A 17854-nucleotide genomic window follows, 5' to 3' on the forward strand; every position below is an offset into this window, starting at 1 on the left:
CCTGTCCCGGGCGCTCTCAGGCGCGGTCGCGGGCGAGGGCGAGGAGGCGGTCCAGGACGCGCGGACCGCCGGCGCGGACGCCGTCGTGCTCGTACTCGTTGGTGATCCAGGGGCGCAGGCCGCGGATGGCGGCGGCGGTGCGCAGCGAGTCGGCGGTGTCGACGTACATGTCGTCGTGGTAGACGGCGGCTGCGGCGGGGACCTTGTTGGCGGCGAGCCGGCCGGCGTCGTAGAGCGGGGTCCAGTCGGTGCGGGCGGCGAGGAGGGCGGCGGTCTCGCGCAGCGGGCGCAGGGCGGGGTCGGCGGTGAACTGCCAGGGGTGGATGGTCTCGCCGGTGAACAGGACGGGCTGGTCCCCGGCGAGGGCACGGGCCGCGTCGAAGTCGGGGAACTCCCCGCGCACCCGCTCGGCCGACCAGGCGGTGGGCCGCTCGTCCTGGGCGTAGATGGCCTCGTGGAGGAGGGCGTAGAGGGGGTTGGCGGCGTACGAGAGGTGGGCGCGGACCTGCTCCTGGAAGGCGTCGGAGAGTTCGTGGCCGCCGGGGACCCGGACGAAGGCGTCCTCCAGGAGGAAGTGCAGGTGGTGGCTGCCGTCGCCGGAGCCGAGCAGGATGCCGAGCGACTGGAACGCCTCAACGGTCAGGAGGTGGCCGCCGGGAAGTTCCACCGGCTTCTCCAGCAGGTGGGCGGCGATGCGGCGGGCGCGTTCGGCGTCCTGCGGGTAGCGGGTGTAGTGCGCCTCGTTCTTGCGGGCGACGCGCGGATACGCGGCGCGGTAGACGTCGTCGGCGTGGGCGTCGAGGGAGGGCAGACCGCCGGTGAACAGGGCGGTGGCGACACCTTCCGGCGCGGTGGAGAGGTAGGTGGCGGTGCAGAACCCGCCGAAGCTCTGGCCGAGGACGGTCCAGGGAGCGCCGCCGGTGAGGCCGGGGCGGATCGCCTCGCAGTCGCGGACGATGGAGTCGGCGCGGAAGTGGGAGAGGTAGTCGGCCTGTTCCTCGGGGCCGCCGCGGAGCGGGAGCGTCTGGCGGTTGGCGGGGGTGGAGGCGCCGGTGCCGCGCTGGTCGAGGAGGAGTACCCGGAACTCGGTGAGCGCGCGGCCGAGCCAGTGCGGTCGGCCGACGAGGCGGTGGGCGCCGAAGCCGGGGCCGCCCTGGAGGTAGAGGAGCCAGGGCAGTGGCATGCCCTCCCGTTCGGCGGCGACCACCTCGCGGCCGTACAGCTCGATCCGCTCGCCGTCCGGCTCGTCGTGGTCCAGGGGGACGCTGAAGCGGTGGTCGGTGAGGACCACGCCGGGCTGGCGGTAGGCGGCGGTGCGGGTGTCGGTCACGTTCTCTCCCCTGCGGGTGGTGCGGTGGTGCGGCTGGTCCCCCGGGGCCCAGTTCAGCACAGGTCCCTCGCCGGGGGCCGTACGGGTGCCACCGGGCGGCGGGGGCGGCGGGGCGCGGCTAGCTTGAACACCATGATCCGCTTCGAGGAGGTCTCCAAGCGCTACCCGGACGGCACCGTGGCGGTCGACGGGCTCTCCTTCGAGGTGGGCCGGGGTGAACTGGTAACGCTGGTAGGCCCGTCGGGGTGCGGCAAGACGACGACGATGATGATGGTCAACCGCCTCACCGAGCCGACCTCGGGCCGCATCCTGGTCGACGGCGAGGACGTCATGGCCCTCGACCCGGTGCACCTGCGGCGCCGCATCGGCTACGTCATCCAGCACGTCGGGCTCTTCCCGCACCGCACGGTGCTGGACAACACGGCGACGGTGCCGACGCTGACGGGGTGGCGGCGGAGCCGGGCGCGGGCCCGGGCCAAGGAGCTGCTGGAGCTGGTGGGGCTGGACCCGGCGGAGTTCGGGAGCCGCTACCCGGCGCAGCTCTCGGGCGGGCAGCGGCAGCGGGTGGGGGTGGCGCGGGCACTGGCGGCGGACCCGCCGGTGCTGTTGATGGACGAGCCGTTCGGCGCGGTCGACCCGGTGGTGCGCGAGCGGCTGCAGAACGAGTTCACCGCCATCCAGCGCTCGCTGGGCACCACGGTGCTGCTGGTCACCCACGACATCGAGGAGGCGGTCCGCCTCGGCGACCGCATGGCCGTCTACGGCCGGGGCCGCATCGAGCAGTACGACACCCCGGCGGCGGTGCTCGGCCGCCCCGCGGACGGCTACGTCGCGGAGTTCGTCGGCGCCGACCGGGGGCTGAAGCGGCTGTCGGTCACCGCGGTCGAGCCGGGCGACGTGGAGGAGCCTCCGGTGGCGCGGACGGACGAGGAGGCCCGGTGCGCCGCGGCCCGGTTGCGGGAGCACGGGGCCCGGTGGGCGGTGGTGCTGGACCCCGGGGGGAGCCTGCACGGCTGGGTGGGGCTGGAGGAACTGGCCTCGGCGCCCGAGGGGTGGCGGGTGCGGGCGCTGGCCCGGCGGATGGGGGCGTGGGTGACGGTGGGGGTGCCGCTGAAGCAGGCGTTCGGGGTGATGCTCCAGCACGACGCGGGGTGGGTGGCGGTACTGGACGGGGACCGCTTCCTCGGGGTGCTGACCCCCGCCAAGCTGCACGAGGCGCTGCGCCGCTCGGTGGAGTCGGACGCCAAGGGCGTGCCGCGCCGCGAGGTGGACTTCGACTCGGTGACGGACGCCTGAGCCGGCGGCCCGGGGTCAGGACTTCAGCAGCCCCTTCTCCCTCAGGTAGGTGCGGGCCACGTCCTCGGGCAGCCGCCGCCAGCTGTCGACCTGCCGGTTGAGGCCGGCGAGGTCTGCGGTGGTCAGCACCGGGGCGAGCGCGTCCAGGGCGCGGGCGACGCGCTCGCTCCCGGCGCGGGCACGGTTGACGACGGGGACGACGGCGTCGGCGTTCTGGAGCTTCTTGTCGTCCTCCAGCAGGACCAGGCCGAAGGCGTCGAGGGTGGCGTCGGTCGTGGTGGTGAGCACCATCTGGTCCTGGCCGCTCTGCACCGCCCGCTTGGCCTGGGTGGTGCCGACGCCCTTGGGGTCGACGGCGGTGACGTCGATGCCGTACGTCTTCTCCAGCCCCGGTCGGCAGTACGGCCGCGAGACGCACTCGTCGCCCGCCGCGAGGCGGACCGGGACGCCGGAGGCGCCCAGGTCGCTGAGGGTGCGCAGGGAGTGCTCGGCGGCGAACGCGCGGGTGACGGCGAAGGCGTTCTGGTCGACGGCCCTGCCAGGAGCCAGGACGGCGAGGCCGCGCGGCGCGGCGAGGCGGCGCAGTGCCCGCACGGTGGTGGCGCGGTCGGGAGAGCCGACGGGCTCGGCCTCGGGCCCGTGCTCCTTGGCGTTGAGCCAGTCGGCGAAGGTCGCCGCGTACTCGGGGACGACGTCGACGCGCCCGCTCTCCAGCGCCGGTTCGTACAGTTCGCGGTTGGCGACGGTGATGAGCTCGGTCCGGTAGCCGGCCCGGCGCAGCAGCAGGGAGTACATCTGGGCGAGCAGGTCGGACTCGGTGAAACCGGCGGAGCCGACGGTCAGGCGCGAGCTGTCCCCGGGCGGGGCGGTGACCTCGCCCTGGTCCTCCAGGGCGGGCCCGGTGGCACAGGCGGCGCAGGCGGTCAGCAGCAGCGCGGCGAGCACGGCGCGGGCGCGCATCAGGCACGCTCCCGGGCCCGGTACGGGGAGAGCCGGTCGGCGAGGACGAAGGCGCCTTCCACGAGGAGGGCCAGGGCGGCGACGAGGACGGCTCCGGCGACCACCTGAGGGGTGCTGGCGAGGTTGAACCCGGCGGTGATGATCCGGCCGAGGCCGCCGCCTCCGGCGAGAGCGGCGATGGTGGCGGTGGCGACGAGCTGGGTGGCGGCGATCCGCACACCGGTCATGATCATGGGCAGGGCGAGGGGCAGTTCCACACCGGTCAGCACCTGGCGCCCCGTCATCCCCATGCCCTGGGCGGCGCGGACCGTGTCGCGGTCGACGCCGCGCATGCCGACGTAGGCGTTGGTGAGCAGCGGTGGGATCGCGAAGAGGACGAGGGCGACGACGGTGGGGCCCTCGCCCCAGCGCCCGACGGGGGTGAGCAGGAGCAGGACCAGGACGGCGAAGGTGGGCACGGCACGGCCGATGTTGGCGAGGTTGACGGCGAGGGCGCCGCCCTTGCCGAGGTGGCCGAGGACCAGGGCGACGGGCAGCGCGATCAGACAGCTCACGCCGAGGCAGACGACGGTGAGGACGAGGTGCTCGGTGAGCCGCTGGGTGATGCCGCCGTCGCCCGGCCAGTGGGCGGGGTCGGTGAGCCAGCGCCAGGCTTCGGCGACGGTCCTCACGGGCCGGCCGCCCTCGTCCAGGGGGTCAGGAGCCGCTGCACGCCGAGGAGGAGCAGGTCGGCGGCGACGGCGATGGCCACGCAGAGCACGGAGGCGGTGAGCACCTGCGCCTTGAAGTACGTGTTCATCCCGGCGTAGATGAGGTTGCCGAGGCCGCCGAAGCCGACGATGGCGCCGATGGTGACGAGGGAGACGGCCGAGACGGTGGCGATCCGCAGCCCGGCCATGGCGGCGGGCAGCGCCAGCGGCAGCTCAACGGTGAGCAGCAGCCTCACGGGCCCGTACCCCATGCCGCGCGCCGCCTGCCGGGTCTCCTCGGGGACGGCGCGCAGCCCGGCGAGGATGTTGCGGACCAGCAGCGTCAGCGAGTACAGGACGAGCCCGGTGACCACCAGCGACGCGGAGAGTCCGTAGACCGGGAGCAGCAGCGAGAACATCGCCAGCGAGGGGATGGTGTAGAGGATCGTCGTCACGGCCAGCACCGGGCCGGCCAGCCAGCGCCGGCGGCGGGCGAGCACCGCCAGCGGCACGGCGAGTGCCAGCGCGAGAGCGACGGGCACGGCGGTGAGCTGGAGGTGTTCGAGCACGGCGTCGAGGAGGATGTCGCGGCGGGTGCTCAGGTACTCGCCGCAGATCCAGGTGTTGCGGGCCAGGCAGTCGTCAGGCGCGGGCGTGCTCATCGGTCCATTGGACCGCCCCCGGCGAAGGGCGGCGCCCCGGGTTGGCCCGGGCGGGTGCCTCGCCGTGCCACCGGCGTGCGTTCGAGGCCGTCGGGAGCCCGCGCCCGCAGAGGCGCACGGCGTGGCGCGCGGTGTGCCGGGGTGCGCTCACCCGAGGGAGGGAGCTGGGCCTGACCGCCGGTTTTCCGGGCGCGGCACGGGTACACCAGGGCGTGACCAGATGGCGTTGTTCGGCTGTCCGTGGGACCTCGGGTATCGCCACCGGCGCGGCGTGGCACACCCCTCCCGCCCCCGGTGCGGTGTCGAGAAGGACACGCCTGATCCGCGTGAGTACATCCAGGACCGACAGAAGGGCCCGCCGCCGTGAGCGCAGAAGCCGTACCCGCCGTACCCGCAGTACCGACCTGCCCGTTCGACTTCGCCGAGGGCCTCGACTTCGACCCGGCGCTGCTGAGCATGCTGCGGAGCGAGGAGCGGGTGACCCGGGTCCGGATGCCGTACGGGGAAGGCGACGCCTGGCTGGTGACGCGGTACGAGGACGTGCGTACCGTCACCACCGACCGCAGGTTCAGCCGCAACGCCGTCACCGGCAAGGACTTCCCCCGGATGACCCCGGAGCCCATCGTCCAGACGGGCGCCATCAACCTGATGGACCCGCCGGACAGCAGCAGGCTGCGGCGGCTGGTGCGGCAGTCGTTCGCGCCGCGCCACCTGGAGCGGATGCGCGGTCGCACCCGGTCCGTGGTCGACGGGCTGCTGGACGGCATGGCCGGGACCGGCTCGCCCACCGACCTCTTCGCCCACCTGGCGCTGCCGCTGCCGCTGGTGACGATCTGCGAGGTGCTGGACATCCCGGAGGCCGACCGGCACTGGCTGCGGGCCCACGCGATGACCATGATGAACATGAAGCCGGGCGGGAAGGACGCGGCGGTCCGCGCCAAGGGCGAGCTGCGGGAGTACTTCGCGCGGCTCACCGCCGAGCGGCGCCGCTCCCCCGGCGCCGACATGATCAGTACCCTCGCCACCGCCCGCGAGGACGGCGAGACGCTCGGCGAGGACGAGTTGACCGTGATGGCGATGGTGCTGCTCATCACCGGGCAGGACACCACCACCTACCAGTTGGGCAACATCTCCTACCTGCTGCTGACCCGCGACGACATCCGCGAGCGGCTGCGCCGCGACCCGGGCTCGCTGCCACGCGTCCTGGACGAGCTGCTGCGCCACATCCCGTTCCGCAAGGGCGTGGGCATCCCCCGGATCGCCACCGAGGACGTGGAGCTGGGCGGCGCCCTGATCCGCGCCGGGGACACCGTGCACGTCTCGTACCTGACCGCCAACCGCGACGCTGAGAAGTTCGAGCGGCCCGACGAGATCGATCTCGACCGGCCCGCCGTCCCGCACATGACCTTCGGCTGGGGCTCGCACCACTGCCTCGGCTCGCCGCTGGCGGTGATGGAGCTGGAGATCGCCCTCTCCACGCTACTGCGCCGCTTCCCCGATCTGGCGCTCGCCGTGGAGCCCGGGGAGGTCGAGTGGAACGCCACGTCCATCTGGCGCTACCCGCTCGCCCTGCCCGTCACCTGGTGACGCCGTTCCCCCCTCGCGCTCGCGCGGCCCCGCGCCTTCGCGCCCCCCAAGACGCGTTCGCGCGCCCTGAAGAGATGACGAGAATCCCATGGCCGTTCTCTGCCGTCCCGCCGTTGCCGTCCCGCCGCACGTCATCACCATGGAGGAGACCCTCGACCTGGCCCGGAGCACCCACGCCGGCCACGACCAGCTCGGCCTGGTGCTGCGGCTGATCCGCAACACCGGTGTCGCCACCCGGCACCTGGTCCAGCCCATCGGTGAGACCCTCGCCCACCCGGGCTTCGAGGCCCGCAACAAGGTCTACGAGCGCGAGGCCAAGGCCCGCGTCCCGCAGGTCGTCCATCAGGCGCTCGCCGAGGCGGAGCTGACCGCGCAGGACATCGACCTGATCGTCTACGTCTCGTGCACCGGCTTCATGATGCCGTCGATGACGGCCTGGATGATCAATTCGCTGGGCTTCCGCTCCGACACCCGCCAGCTCCCCATCGCCCAGCTGGGCTGCGCTGCCGGCGGCGCGGCCGTCAACCGGGCGCACGACTTCACCACCGCCTACCCGGGCAGCAACGTCCTGATCGTCGCCTGCGAGTTCTGCTCCCTGCTGTACCAGCCCACCGACCTGGGCGTCGGCTCGCTGCTCTCCAACGGCCTGTTCGGCGACGCGGTGGCCGCCGTCGTGGTGCGCGGCGAGGGCGGCACCGGGCTCGGCCTGGAGCGCAACGGCTCCCACCTGGTGCCCGACACTGAGGAGTGGATCTCGTACGCGGTACGGGAGACGGGTTTCCACTTCCAGCTCGACAAGCGGGTGCCCGGCACCATGTCGATGCTGGCGCCCGCCCTGAAGGCGCTCTGCGCGGAGCACTCGTGGAACGTCGGCGAGCTGGACTTCTACATCATCCACGCGGGCGGCCCCCGCATCCTCGACGACCTCTGCACCCACCTGGAGCTGCCGCCCCAGATGTTCGCGCAGAGCCGGGCGACGCTCACCGAGCGCGGCAACATCGCCAGCTGCGTCGTCCTGGACGCCCTCGACCGCTACTTCGCCTCGGGCAAGGCCACCGAGGGCGCCCGGGGCATGCTGGCCGGCTTCGGGCCGGGCATCACCGCCGAGATCTCGCTGGGCACCTGGGCCACCGGTCAGGACCACCCGGCCGCCCTGGCCAGCGCCGAGGTCCACCGTCAGAACTGAGCGGGGCGCTCTCCGGCCGGGCACGGCCCACGGTTAGGTTGGCGTCATGAGCAACCTGGAACGTGAGGCCGTGCCCACCCTCTGCGGCGGCCGGGGCGACGTCCTCGGCGAGCCCGTACGCGAACTGCTGCCGCCGCGCCGGGTGAAGCTCGGCGAGTCGACGGAGGTCCGGCGGCTGCTGCCGAGCCTGGGCCGCCGGATGATCGGCGCGTGGGCCTTCGTCGACCACTACGGCCCCGACGACATCGCCGACGAGCCCGGCATGCAGGTCCCGCCGCACCCGCACATCGGCCTCCAGACCGTCAGCTGGCTGCACCAGGGCGAGGTCCTGCACCGGGACTCGACCGGCAGCCTCCAGACGATCCGCCCGCGCGAGCTGGGCCTGATGACCTCGGGCCGGGCCATCTCGCACTCCGAGGAGAGCCCGCGCCCGCACGCCCGCTTCCTGCACGGCGCACAGCTCTGGGTCGCCCTGCCCGACGCGCACCGCCACGTCGACCCGCACTTCGAGCACCACGGGGACCTGCCCGTCGTCACCGCCCCCGGCCTCACCGGCACCGTCGTCCTCGGCGAGGTGGACGGCGCCCGCTCCCCCGGTACGACCTACTCACCGCTGGTCGGCCTCGACGCCTCCCTCACCGCGGGCGCCGAGACCCGGCTCCCCCTGGAGCCCGACTTCGAGTACGGCATCCTCACCATGTCCGGCGCCCTCCACGCCGACGGCGTCCCGCTCCTTCCCGGCTCCCTGCTCTACCTGGGCTGCGGACGCCGCGAACTGCCGCTGCGCGCCGACTCCGACGCCTCCTTCATGCTCCTGGGCGGCGAGCCGTTCGAGGAGGAACTGATCATGTGGTGGAACTTCGTCGGGCGTACCCAGGAGGACATCAGCCAGGCGCGCGAGGACTGGATGAACGGGTCGAGGTTCGGCCAAGTGAACGGGTACGACGGCGCTCCGCTACCGGCCCCCCAACTACCGCCCGTTGCCCTCAAACCACGGGGACGCACGCGCTGAGCTGGAACGTTCTCGCGTCGAAACACGGACCACCGTTCAGTCAGGGCGGACCCACACACGTTCGCGTGACGCCCTTGGCGCACGCCTGCGCCGGGAGGGATCTTCTGCACGCAGAGGTGCAGGTTCGCCAGCCGTGGTCCTCGGGACGGCCTTCGCCATCCTGGTCGGGGGCGAGGAACTGTTCGGCGAGGGCGTGGCCGTCACGGACTCGGCCACCCTCCAGACCGCCCCCGGACGGACACGCGTCACCCTGTCCACCGATCGTGGCGAGCATCGGCGCCCGGTCCGGAGGGGAGTTGCTCCGCGCCGGGGCCGGGCGCACCCCGGCAGGCCCTCGCCCTCGGCGGAGACGGCACCCACGACCCCACCGCTTGCCTCGTCTCCCACGGCAGCACCGCCCCGGGGCCGCCTTCAGCGCGGTCGGCCCCGTGACGTGAGCGGAACGGCCGGCGGACGGGGAGCAAGCAGCGGAGCGCCGCCGTACTCGTTCACCACACCGGACCTCGATCCCTTCATCACTCCACGCGCGCCTGACCGATGTCCTCCTGCTTCCGCCCAACGACGTTCCCCCACACACCAACCTCTCCACCGAGGAGAACCTGCTGCACGTGGAGACGGGAACTCCGCCGCCCGCAGCCATCATCGGCCGGACTGACGCCGCCCCCATGCTGACTCAGGTGTCGGCCGGTCAGGTCTCCGTGTCTGCTCATCAGCCGGATCGGGCACGAGCCCTGCCGAAACCGACCGGGCTTGGCCATGGCGAAGGGCACCGGCACTCACCGCTCCGGGCCCCCGGCTCAGCGGATGTTCGCCTGGACGGCTTCTCGAATGGGGGTCACCCCCGCGTTCAGTTCGAGGATCTGACGGCCGATGCGGGGTTCGTGAAGGAGCTCGGCGAGGGTCGCGGCGACGTTCTCGCGGCTGATCTCGTCATGGAACTCCGCCGGCCCCAGGGACACCAGCCCTGTGCCCGGACCGTCGTCCAGCATGGACGGGCGCAGGATCAGCCAGTTGAGGCCGCTTCGGGTGAGGGCGACGTCCACTTCCTTCTTGACCGCGAAGTAGTACTCCTCCTCCTCGCTCATGCCCTGTCCGCGCCCGGCCTCGGGAAGCACCGACACCAGGGCGAACCGTGGGACGCCGGCAAGGCGGGCCGCCTCGATCGCCTTCACCACACCTCGACGGTCGATGGCATCGGTGACCTCCCTGCCGCCTCCGTTGGAACCGGCGCTGTACACCACGGCATCCGAGGCGCCGAAGAGGGGCGCCAACTCTCCCGCTGTCATGGTCGCGAGGTCGCCGACGCGGGCATCCGCACCCTGCGACGCCAGATCGGCTCTCTGCTCTTCGCGACGGACGAGTCCGTGGACACCGTCTCCACGTGCCCGAAGGTTCCGCGCGAGAAGCGAGCCCACGCCGCCGCTGAGCCCGATGATGAAAACGTCCATGGTGTCGACTCCGATTTCCTGAGGGGCATGGGACCTGAGGTGGAACAGCGCCGTGTTACCGGGCGGACGTCTGCAGACCGCCCTTGATCAGCAAGGCGAACGACTGGACGGCTGCCTCCTCGGTGAGCCTGCGGCGTACCAGTGCGGCTGAGAGCGCCTCTCCTGCTCCGACCAGGCCGACGCAGCGGCGCTCCAGTTCAGAACGGGAGATCTGGGCGTACGGCTCCAGGACGGACACGAACATCTGCACGCTCTGATCCAGCAGTTCCTGATAGACCTCCGCCTTCTCCGCGCTGCCGGCCAGTGCCGCGCCCACCGCGTGGAACTCGTCCCCCGTGTTGCCGGCGCAGGCGACGTAGGCCGCCGCGAGGATCTCCGCCGTGTCCGCGAGGGTTCGCCCACCGGCGCTCAACCCCTCACGGAACACATTGATCCGCTGGGTGTCGATCCATCGGTAGAGGTCGATCAGCAAGCCCGACCGCGTGCCGAAATGGTCGTAGGCGACCGGTTTCGAGATCTCGGCTCGGGAAGCCAGATGCCCGAGCGTCAAACGGTCCGCTCCCTCCTCCCGCACGATCACGAGGGCGGTCTCCAGCAGGTGGCGGCGCCGCTCCGCTCTGGAGAGCCTCCGGGACGCCCGCCGCGGTGCTGTCGTCGACTCGCGCTCGCTCACTTCGCCACTCCTTCCTTCGCTGACCCGCCCGCAGTACCTACTCGAAGTAACCTACTACCGGTAGGTTATGGGCGGTAGATCTGCGCGACCACACGCCGAAACCGCTGATCGCACACGCGCCACCGCAGTCTTGACGGTGATGCCGCCGAGCACGATCGACACGCCTCGCCGATGACGCCCGCACTCGGCGCGAGCCTGGCGGCATGGACGATCGCCAGCCCCACGGCCGCACCCGCGAGACAACCGGTCAGGATGCGCATCACCAGCACCACCCGTACTCGTGCACGACAGGCGCGAGCACCTCGGGGACCGCGTACGCGTCGACCACGGCAAGCAGCGCCTTCCGCCGCAGCAGCCCGGCCTCCGCGCCGCCATCACCGAACGGGGCGTCGCACACGTTCTCCGGCGTGCGCTTCTTCCACCACGCGGTCGAGCACACGCCCGTCCGGCCGCACCGTTTACACCGACTACGGCCCGAGGACCACGAAGTCCGCCCCGGCCTCGGGATCTCGCGGCGGAGGCCTTCGCGCCGCCTGCGGTTCGCGGTGTGGATCAGCCGCGCGCTTCGATCTTCATGTCGCCCGTGGTGACCGTGCGGATGTGGTCGCCGGCGAGGAGGTCGTGCGGATTGCCGAGGTCGATGGCGCTGACCTCGTCGAGGCGGGCCAGCTGGGAAGGAGCGAGGTCTACCCGCAGGGCACCCAGGTTGCCCTCCAACTGCGCGAGGGTGCGGGCGCCGATGATGGGTGCCGTCACGCCAGGGGCGTTCAGGGCCCAGGCCAGCGCGACCTCGGCGGGCGTGCGGTCCAGCTCCGAGGCCACCTCCTTCACCACGTCGGCGATGGCGAGGTTGCGGTCGGTGACCCACCCCAGGGCGACGTTGAGGCTCTTGCGATCGCCGGCGGTTTCGCCGGCAACGGGACCCGCCGCATTCCGGTCCTCCCGGCTGTACTTGCCCGTGAGCACCCCGCCGCCCAGCGGAGAGAAGGAAACCACGCCCAGCCCCATCTCGCGCGCCATGGGGATCAGGTCACGCTCCCCGGTCCGCTCGATCAGGCTGTACTCGATCTCGAGCGCGACCAGCGGCGACCAGCCCCGCAGGTCGGCGATCGCCTGCATGCGCGACACCTGCCAGGCCGGGGCGCTGGAGATCGCCACGTACAGGACCTTGCCCTGCCTCACCAGGTCGTCCAGACCGCGCAGGATCTCCTCCACCGGCGTTCTGAAGTCCCATACGTTCACGTAGAGCAGATCGATGTAGTCCGTGTTCAGCCGCCGCATGCTGGCCTCCACCGACGCCAGCATGCTCTTGCGGTGCGTACCCCCGGAATTCGGGTCGCCAGGCTGACGCAGCGTCGAGTACTTCGTCGCCAGCACCATCTCGTCGCGACGGGTACGGGTGAACTCGCCGAGCAGTCGCTCGGAGCTGCCGTCGGTGTAGGTGCTGGCGGTGTCGAAGAAGTTGCCGCCGAGCTCGGTGTAGCGGTCGAAGAGCTTGCGCGCCTCGTCGCGCTCGGCGCCCCAGCCCCACTCGGTTCCGAAGGTCGCCGTGCCCAGCGCCAGCGGTGAGACGCGCAGTCCGGAACGGCCCAGCAGCCGGTAGGTGTCGAGAGTGAGCGGCATCGCGTTCTCCTCCAGTCGTGGTTCGCGGCGTTCAAGAGGTGCGGATGGATGTCCGGTTGGCACGGGTTTCCGGCGCGTGGCACAGGGCCGCCACTCACGGGAACGCCTTGGCCTGCGCCGCGGACGGCGGCACCCGCAGGCGAGGAAGGTGACGCCTTCCCGGCTCCCAGGCCGACCCCGCAACCCGTTCATCGCTGAAGCGGCAGGCGGGACGCCCACAACCGGGGACCTCCCCGATTGGCTCACCGTACACTAACTGGGGACTTCCCCGGTTCGCTCCCCAGCCTCATCCGCCACTCACGATCGCGAAGGTCATGACACCTCCACGCCACACCCTGCGCGCCGACGCGCGGCGCAACCGCGAGCAGTTGGTCGCCACCGCCGCCGAAGCCTTCTCCTCCGGGCGCCCGGTCTCACTGGATGCGATCGCCAAGCGCGCGGGAGTCGGAAACGCCACCCTGTACCGGCACTTCCCCACCCGAGAGGATCTGGTCGAGGAGGTCTACCGGGACCAGATCCGCCCCTTGCGCGACGATGCGCACACCCTGCTGGCCGCCGAGCCGCCCGCACGGGCCCTCCACACGTGGATGCTCCGATTCGCCGACTGGGCCGGCGAACGACGCGGCATCTGCGAGGCCCTGGTCGCCATGAGCGCTTCCGGTCGTTTCGGCACCGGACCGGTCTGCGACGAGGTCCAGCAGATCCTCGGGACGGTGCTCGACGCCGGCGCCGCCGCGGGAGAACTGCGCTCGGGCATCGATCCGGCCGACGTGGGCGGCATCCTCGCCGGCCTGCTCTCCGTGGCCGGCGCCCCCGAACAGCGCCCCCAACTGCACAGCATGCTGCGCATCGTCGTCGACGGCCTCAGATCCCGCTGAGCGGCCAGCGGTTCGGCGAGGCGCCGGCCCTCACCGAGCGGCGCGGCCTCGCCTCGACCGAGCCGTCCGGTCGACCCCGTTCCCCGCCAGCGCCACGCACCGGCCCGCGTCACCTCCCCCGAACAACCCCGCCAAGCACACGGTGATCGAGACCGCGTGACCCGGGCGGGGAGACTGCGAGGCGACACGGGGCAATACGCCTGGATCAACTGCCCGCTCGGAGTATCGAGCCCCAGACAGCGCCGGAGCGCCGCGCTCCTCAGCGATCCGCGTGGTGCCCCGCCCACACAGCGGGGAACCTGCCCGACCAAGGACTTGCCTGTTCGAGCTGGCCGGCCAGGCGGAAGAGGCGGCCTTCGAGTCCGTATCCGGCGGCGAACTGCATACCGATGGGGAGCCCTGTCTCCGCGTCGGCCGTCAGGGGCACGGACATGGCGGGCGTGCCCGCCACATTGAACGCGGCGCTGAAGGGTGAGACGTCGAAAAGCCGGCGGAGCCAGCCGAGTCCGTCCAGTTCCTCCGCACCCTTCGCGTGCGCGCCCAGGAGCGGGGGGAGTTCCGGCGCGGTCGGGGTGAGCAGGATGTCGTACGTGCCGAAACAGCGCGCCAGGCTCCGGGCGATCCGGTTGCGGGTCTCCAGAGCGGTGACGAACTGGGCGCCAGAGACCTGCCGCCCGTAGTGGTAGCTGGCAAGCGTGGACGGTTCCAGGGTGGAGGGGTCGACGGGCCGGCCGAGGGCGACCGCCAACTGGTCGACCGAGGCCGTGAGATTCGCCGTCCACTGACGGGCGCTGGCCAGGACGAACTCCTCCCAATCGACCCCGAGGTCGGCCTCGGCCTCCTCCACGCGATGACCGAGGGACTCCAGCAGGCTCGCGGTGCGAGAGAGCGCGTCGGCCACCGGGCCGGTCGTGCGGCGCCCGCCCCACGCGTGCGTCAGGAAACCGATCCGCAGCGAGCCCGGATGGCGGGTGACCTCGTCCGCGTACGGCCGGGACGGCTCCTGGGCGAAGTACGGATCGCCCGGTTCCGGGCCTCTGATCTGGTCGAGCAGCGTCGCGCTGTCGCGCACCGTCCGGCTGACACCGCCGTGCACGACCAGACCGTTGAAGAGTTCGTCGAACTGGGGGCCCACGGAGACCCGGCCGCGGGTGGGCTTCAACCCGAACAACCCGTTGTAGGCGGCCGGGATACGGATCGATCCGGCGGCGTCGGTGGCGTGCGCGAGCGGCACCACGCCGGCAGCGACGGCCGCTCCCGCTCCCCCGCTGGACCCGCCCGCGCTGCGCGTCAGGTCCCACGGGTTGCGGGTCGCGCCGTACAGGACGGGTTCCGTGGTGTTGCTGTAGGCCATCTCCGGCGTCGCGGTACGTCCGATCGTCGCGAGTCCGGCGCGGCGGAAGCGTCGCATCAGGGAGGAATCGGCGCTCGAGACGTTGCCCCTCGCGAGGCGGCTGCCCAGTTCCATGCGCCTGCCGGCCATGGCGACCGCGATGTCCTTGATCAGGAAGGGGACTCCGGCCAGTGGCGCCCGGCCGGAGCCGGGCCCGGCGTCGGCCGGCCATGTTTCCACGACGGCATTGATCCGCGGGTCGACCTCCCGCACGGCCTCCCGCGCGGCTGCTTCCAGTTCGGCCGCAGTCACCTCGCCTCTGGCTACCAACTCCGCGAGCCCGACGGCGTCGAAGCTGACGTATTCCGCGATTCTCACTGCCACTCCCCTCCACAACGGCGGTACCATCCGGTCCCGTGTGATGCCGAGCGGTATCACACGGGACCGGATGGTACCGTACAGGAGAATTCAAAGGCCCCGCAGCGGAACGGACTTCACCGAGGAGCCATGACAGCAAGCACCAGCAGGCCGCGCAGGGTGGCCAAACTGCCGCCTCGCGAACGCATCCTCGACGCCGCGGAAGAGCTCTTCCAGAGCGAGGGGATTCGACGGGTGGGTGTCCAGGCGATCGCCGAGCGTGCGGAAACGACCAAAATGGCGATCTACCGGCACTTCGAAACCAAGGACGCGCTGGTGATGGAGTGGCTGCGCATCGTCGCCGCCGACTACCAGGGAGCCTTCGACAGGGTCGAGGCCCGACACCCCGGTCGACCCCGAGAGCAGATCCTGGGCCTGGCCCGCTTCATCGCCGATGGGCTGCCGTCGATCTCGCACCGGGGCTGCCCGTTCATCAACTCCATCGCCGAATTGCCCGACCGCTCCCACCCCGCACGGCAGGTGATCGAGACGCACAAGGCCCATCAGACCCGCAGCCTGGTCGGCATGTGCACCGAAGCCGGGCTGCGCGACCCCGCGCAGGCTGCCGCCGCGATCACCTTCGTCCTGGAAGGCGCCCAGGTCAGCGCCCACAACGGAAGCATCGATCAGGCGGGAGACCACCTGATGAGGATCGTCGAGGGAATCCTCACCCAGCACGGCTCCTCTCCCGACGCGCCCCCGGCATCCCCTGAGGACTCCTGACGGAATGGTCTTCGAGGGGGTCGGACCGCGGCGGTAGCGCTGACCGGGAGGCGTGCCGTGGCGCGGGCCAGAGCCGCGGGAGGTTCGACGCCAGGTCGCGGGCCGCGTTCAAGCCACTGCCGCGCCGCCCCAGGCCGAACGCCGAAGTCGGCAGTCAAGGCGCACGAGGCGCCGGGACCAGGCGGCGTCCGGGCCATCCGGTTCGTGCTGCACGCCGGGGTCCGTGGGAGCGCCTGCCGCAGGGAATCGGCGTCAGCTCGGACAGGGCTCGGCCTCGGCCCGCCACCCCGGCGGCACCGGCGCCGCGGCGGAACACAGTGGTACGGGACACCCCGGACTTCCCCCCGGGCGCCGGTCGACGGCTCCGCTCTCGGGCGGAGTGGCCGTTCGCCGGACCGCTGCCCCGGAGGCGCCATACCGCTCGGGCAGCACAACGACCCCGACGTGCGCACCTCGCCGTCCTCGTCCGGTACAGACGCCGCGGGCCTGTATCCTTGGCCTCGAAGTCCGGCGCGTATAAGCATGTCGAAACAGCGCCCGTCTCCCGAACGACTCGGGGACGGGCGCTGTTTTTTTTGTTGCCGGTCTCCTTGTCGACCTACCAGGAGTGCAACCATGACCGACAGCCCCTTCCACACGCACCTGCCGCGAAACGCGAAGGAATCAGTGGCGTTCATGCTGGTCATCGCGGTGATCTCGGTGAACACCATCCCGGTGGTGATCGGCGGCCTGTCCGCCGGTTTCACCCTGGCCATGTGGACCGGTCTGCTGCGGGTGGTGCCGGTCCTGCTGGTCGCGGTCGTGGCAGTCGTGCTGTTGACGATGAAGCCCGCCCAGCTGCTGACCGCACGGCTCGTGCGCCCGAGCCACGGCTTCCGTACCCGTATGCTCCTGAACGCCCTGTGCAGCGTGCTGCTGATCTCCGCGATGATGACGGTGGTGGGCACGTGGATCGGCACGTGGCAGGTCTCCGCCGAACCCCTCAAGCAGTTCGCACTCCTGTGGCCGCGGAACTTCGCCATCGCACTCGTCATCGAGGCACTGCTCGCCCAGCCAGTGGCCCGGCAGGTCATGCGCCGCTACCACCAGCGCGTCGACGCACGCGCCGCGCTCGCGGCAGCGTGACAGCCACACCCGGCACCTTGGGCGTTTCCACCGTGCGCGCCGGAAGCCGCCCTTGCGAGTGAGAGCTCGCGCCGATCAGGGGAAGGCCGCGCCGACACCGTCCGCGCGACCGCAGCCCGATGAGCAGCCGGTCGGCCCGCCGGCTGCTCCCGGCAGCGGGCACCGCTCACTTGCCGAGGCGCCTCGCCGCCGCCGCGCGCCGGGCGAACACCTGGTCCCGGGAGTCCCGCATCTCCTGGAGGGCGGACTTCCGCTCCTTCCGTGCGAGGCGGTCGAGGTACAGGTGGCCGCGCAGGTGGTCGGTCTCGTGCTGGAGGCAGCGGGCGAAGTAGCCACGGCCCTCGATCACCAGGGGCCGGCCGTCCTGGTCGCGCCCCCGGACGACGGCGCGGTCCAGGCGGGGCACCACGCGGTAGGGGCCGGGGACCGAAAGGCAGCCCTCGGGTTCCTCCACCAGGCGGCGGTCTTCGGCGGGTACGTCGTCGAGTACCGGGTTGGCGATGTGGCCGACGTGGCGCACGCCCCACTCGTCCGTGATGTCCCACACGAACAGCCGCAGGTCCACGCCCACCTGGTTGGCGGCGAGTCCGGCGCCCTCGGCCGCGTGGTTGGTGGCGGCCATGTCGTCGACCAGCGCCGCCAGTTCCGGCGTGCCGAACGCGGTCTCGGCAACCTCCCGGCAGGGGCGGTGCAGGACCTCCTCCCCCACCACGGTGATCCCGCGGACCGCACCGCGTTCCGCCTCCGGGGTGGCCCTCGGCCAGTACGTGACGGGTTCCCCCTGCACCCGCGTCCGCCGGTCGGGTCCCGTGCCCTCGAACTGAACAGCCACGAATCGTCCACCTTCCGCGCAGCGTTCCGTCTGGCTCGCGGCCCCGCCGTCCGGGGCCTGACGGCTTGCCAGCGGCTTTG

At 71.9% G+C, this 17854-nt stretch carries 17 protein-coding genes; 7 read left to right on the top strand and 10 right to left on the bottom strand.

The window, feature by feature from the left end; translation table 11 throughout:
* Positions 1-16: 16 nt before the first annotated feature.
* The gene (locus tag ACSLIC_RS00545; protein ID WP_436735688.1) at positions 17-1330 is read right to left on the bottom strand and encodes an alpha/beta fold hydrolase; all 1314 of its coding nucleotides are present in this window, start codon (positions 1328-1330) and stop codon (positions 17-19) included.
* 132 nt (positions 1331-1462) lie between these two features.
* On the opposite strand from ACSLIC_RS00545, the gene ACSLIC_RS00550 reads away from it, so the two are divergent.
* The gene (locus ACSLIC_RS00550) at positions 1463-2626 is read left to right on the top strand and encodes an ATP-binding cassette domain-containing protein (RefSeq protein WP_436735689.1); all 1164 of its coding nucleotides are present in this window, start codon (positions 1463-1465) and stop codon (positions 2624-2626) included.
* Positions 2627-2641: 15 nt separating this feature from the next.
* Here the strand turns inward: ACSLIC_RS00550 and ACSLIC_RS00555 are convergent, their stop codons facing one another.
* Genes ACSLIC_RS00555 through ACSLIC_RS00565 form a run of 3 tightly spaced genes read right to left on the bottom strand, consistent with a single transcriptional unit; the run spans position 2642 to position 4937 of the window.
* The gene (locus tag ACSLIC_RS00555; protein ID WP_436735690.1) at positions 2642-3586 is read right to left on the bottom strand and encodes an ABC transporter substrate-binding protein; all 945 of its coding nucleotides are present in this window, start codon (positions 3584-3586) and stop codon (positions 2642-2644) included.
* Positions 3586-4257 (bottom strand): ABC transporter permease, encoded by a 672-nt coding sequence (locus tag ACSLIC_RS00560; RefSeq protein ID WP_436735691.1) that lies wholly within the window; start codon positions 4255-4257, stop codon positions 3586-3588. The genes ACSLIC_RS00555 and ACSLIC_RS00560 overlap by 1 nt, the downstream gene beginning before the upstream one ends.
* The gene (locus ACSLIC_RS00565; protein WP_436735692.1) at positions 4254-4937 is read right to left on the bottom strand and encodes an ABC transporter permease; all 684 of its coding nucleotides are present in this window, start codon (positions 4935-4937) and stop codon (positions 4254-4256) included. Before ACSLIC_RS00565 ends, ACSLIC_RS00560 begins: the two co-directional genes overlap by 4 nt.
* Positions 4938-5300: 363 nt before the next feature.
* Here ACSLIC_RS00565 and ACSLIC_RS00570 point away from each other — a divergent pair, with 363 nt between their 5' ends.
* The 3 genes from ACSLIC_RS00570 (at position 5301) to ACSLIC_RS00580 (ending at position 8722) form a co-directional block, all read left to right on the top strand.
* The gene (locus ACSLIC_RS00570) at positions 5301-6524 is read left to right on the top strand and encodes a cytochrome P450 (protein ID WP_436735693.1); all 1224 of its coding nucleotides are present in this window, start codon (positions 5301-5303) and stop codon (positions 6522-6524) included.
* A gap of 88 nt (positions 6525-6612) precedes the next feature.
* The gene (locus ACSLIC_RS00575) at positions 6613-7710 is read left to right on the top strand and encodes a type III polyketide synthase (RefSeq protein WP_436735694.1); all 1098 of its coding nucleotides are present in this window, start codon (positions 6613-6615) and stop codon (positions 7708-7710) included.
* A 46-nt stretch (positions 7711-7756) separates the two neighbouring features.
* The gene (locus ACSLIC_RS00580) at positions 7757-8722 is read left to right on the top strand and encodes a pirin family protein (protein WP_436735695.1); all 966 of its coding nucleotides are present in this window, start codon (positions 7757-7759) and stop codon (positions 8720-8722) included.
* 797 nt (positions 8723-9519) lie between these two features.
* Here ACSLIC_RS00580 and ACSLIC_RS00585 read toward each other — a convergent pair.
* From ACSLIC_RS00585 to ACSLIC_RS00600, 4 genes are all read right to left on the bottom strand, one after another.
* Positions 9520-10170, bottom strand: coding sequence for an NAD(P)H-binding protein (locus tag ACSLIC_RS00585; protein ID WP_436735696.1), 651 nt, complete (start codon positions 10168-10170; stop codon positions 9520-9522).
* A gap of 55 nt (positions 10171-10225) precedes the next feature.
* The gene (locus tag ACSLIC_RS00590; protein ID WP_436735697.1) at positions 10226-10843 is read right to left on the bottom strand and encodes a TetR/AcrR family transcriptional regulator; all 618 of its coding nucleotides are present in this window, start codon (positions 10841-10843) and stop codon (positions 10226-10228) included.
* Between the two features lie 259 nt (positions 10844-11102).
* A complete protein-coding gene (locus ACSLIC_RS00595; protein WP_436735698.1) occupies positions 11103-11282 on the bottom strand; it encodes a hypothetical protein in 180 nt (59 codons plus the stop codon).
* A 113-nt stretch (positions 11283-11395) separates the two neighbouring features.
* Positions 11396-12466 carry an aldo/keto reductase gene (locus ACSLIC_RS00600; RefSeq protein WP_436735699.1) on the bottom strand — a complete coding sequence of 357 codons (1071 nt, stop codon included), beginning with the start codon at positions 12464-12466 and terminating at the stop codon, positions 11396-11398.
* A 314-nt stretch (positions 12467-12780) separates the two neighbouring features.
* Between ACSLIC_RS00600 and ACSLIC_RS00605 the strand changes: the two genes are divergently transcribed.
* A complete protein-coding gene (locus ACSLIC_RS00605) occupies positions 12781-13344 on the top strand; it encodes a TetR/AcrR family transcriptional regulator (protein WP_436735700.1) in 564 nt (187 codons plus the stop codon).
* Positions 13345-13603: 259 nt separating this feature from the next.
* Here ACSLIC_RS00605 and ACSLIC_RS00610 read toward each other — a convergent pair whose 3' ends face one another.
* On the bottom strand, positions 13604-15055 hold the full coding sequence (locus ACSLIC_RS00610) for an amidase (RefSeq protein WP_436735701.1): 1452 nt from the start codon (positions 15053-15055) through the stop codon (positions 13604-13606).
* A gap of 129 nt (positions 15056-15184) precedes the next feature.
* On the opposite strand from ACSLIC_RS00610, the gene ACSLIC_RS00615 reads away from it, so the two are divergent.
* Positions 15185-15817, top strand: a complete 633-nt coding sequence (locus tag ACSLIC_RS00615; protein ID WP_436735702.1) for a TetR/AcrR family transcriptional regulator — start codon at positions 15185-15187, stop codon at positions 15815-15817.
* 615 nt (positions 15818-16432) lie between these two features.
* Positions 16433-16942, top strand: a complete 510-nt coding sequence (locus tag ACSLIC_RS00620; RefSeq protein WP_436735703.1) for a hypothetical protein — start codon at positions 16433-16435, stop codon at positions 16940-16942.
* Between the two features lie 166 nt (positions 16943-17108).
* Here the strand turns inward: ACSLIC_RS00620 and def are convergent, their stop codons facing one another.
* Positions 17109-17729 carry a peptide deformylase gene (gene def / locus ACSLIC_RS00625; RefSeq protein ID WP_436740229.1) on the bottom strand — a complete coding sequence of 207 codons (621 nt, stop codon included), beginning with the start codon at positions 17727-17729 and terminating at the stop codon, positions 17109-17111.
* Positions 17730-17854: the final 125 nt, after the last annotated feature.

Origin of the sequence: Streptomyces sp. BBFR102, from assembly GCF_051397025.1 — a bacterium.
Lineage (GTDB): Bacteria > Actinomycetota > Actinomycetes > Streptomycetales > Streptomycetaceae > Streptomyces.

What these genes read in the sequence shown, in the direction of transcription:
- ACSLIC_RS00550 (WP_436735689.1), top strand. Translation starts at nt 1,463, where the DNA reads ATGATCCGCTTCGAGGAGGTCTCCAAGCGCTACCCGGACGGCACCGTG.
- ACSLIC_RS00555 (WP_436735690.1), bottom strand. Translation starts at nt 3,586, where the DNA reads ATGCGCGCCCGCGCCGTGCTCGCCGCGCTGCTGCTGACCGCCTGCGCC.
- ACSLIC_RS00565 (WP_436735692.1), bottom strand. Translation starts at nt 4,937, where the DNA reads ATGAGCACGCCCGCGCCTGACGACTGCCTGGCCCGCAACACCTGGATC.
- ACSLIC_RS00575 (WP_436735694.1), top strand. Translation starts at nt 6,613, where the DNA reads ATGGCCGTTCTCTGCCGTCCCGCCGTTGCCGTCCCGCCGCACGTCATC.
- ACSLIC_RS00580 (WP_436735695.1), top strand. Translation starts at nt 7,757, where the DNA reads ATGAGCAACCTGGAACGTGAGGCCGTGCCCACCCTCTGCGGCGGCCGG.
- ACSLIC_RS00585 (WP_436735696.1), bottom strand. Translation starts at nt 10,170, where the DNA reads ATGGACGTTTTCATCATCGGGCTCAGCGGCGGCGTGGGCTCGCTTCTC.
- ACSLIC_RS00600 (WP_436735699.1), bottom strand. Translation starts at nt 12,466, where the DNA reads ATGCCGCTCACTCTCGACACCTACCGGCTGCTGGGCCGTTCCGGACTG.
- ACSLIC_RS00605 (WP_436735700.1), top strand. Translation starts at nt 12,781, where the DNA reads ATGACACCTCCACGCCACACCCTGCGCGCCGACGCGCGGCGCAACCGC.
- ACSLIC_RS00615 (WP_436735702.1), top strand. Translation starts at nt 15,185, where the DNA reads ATGACAGCAAGCACCAGCAGGCCGCGCAGGGTGGCCAAACTGCCGCCT.
- ACSLIC_RS00620 (WP_436735703.1), top strand. Translation starts at nt 16,433, where the DNA reads ATGACCGACAGCCCCTTCCACACGCACCTGCCGCGAAACGCGAAGGAA.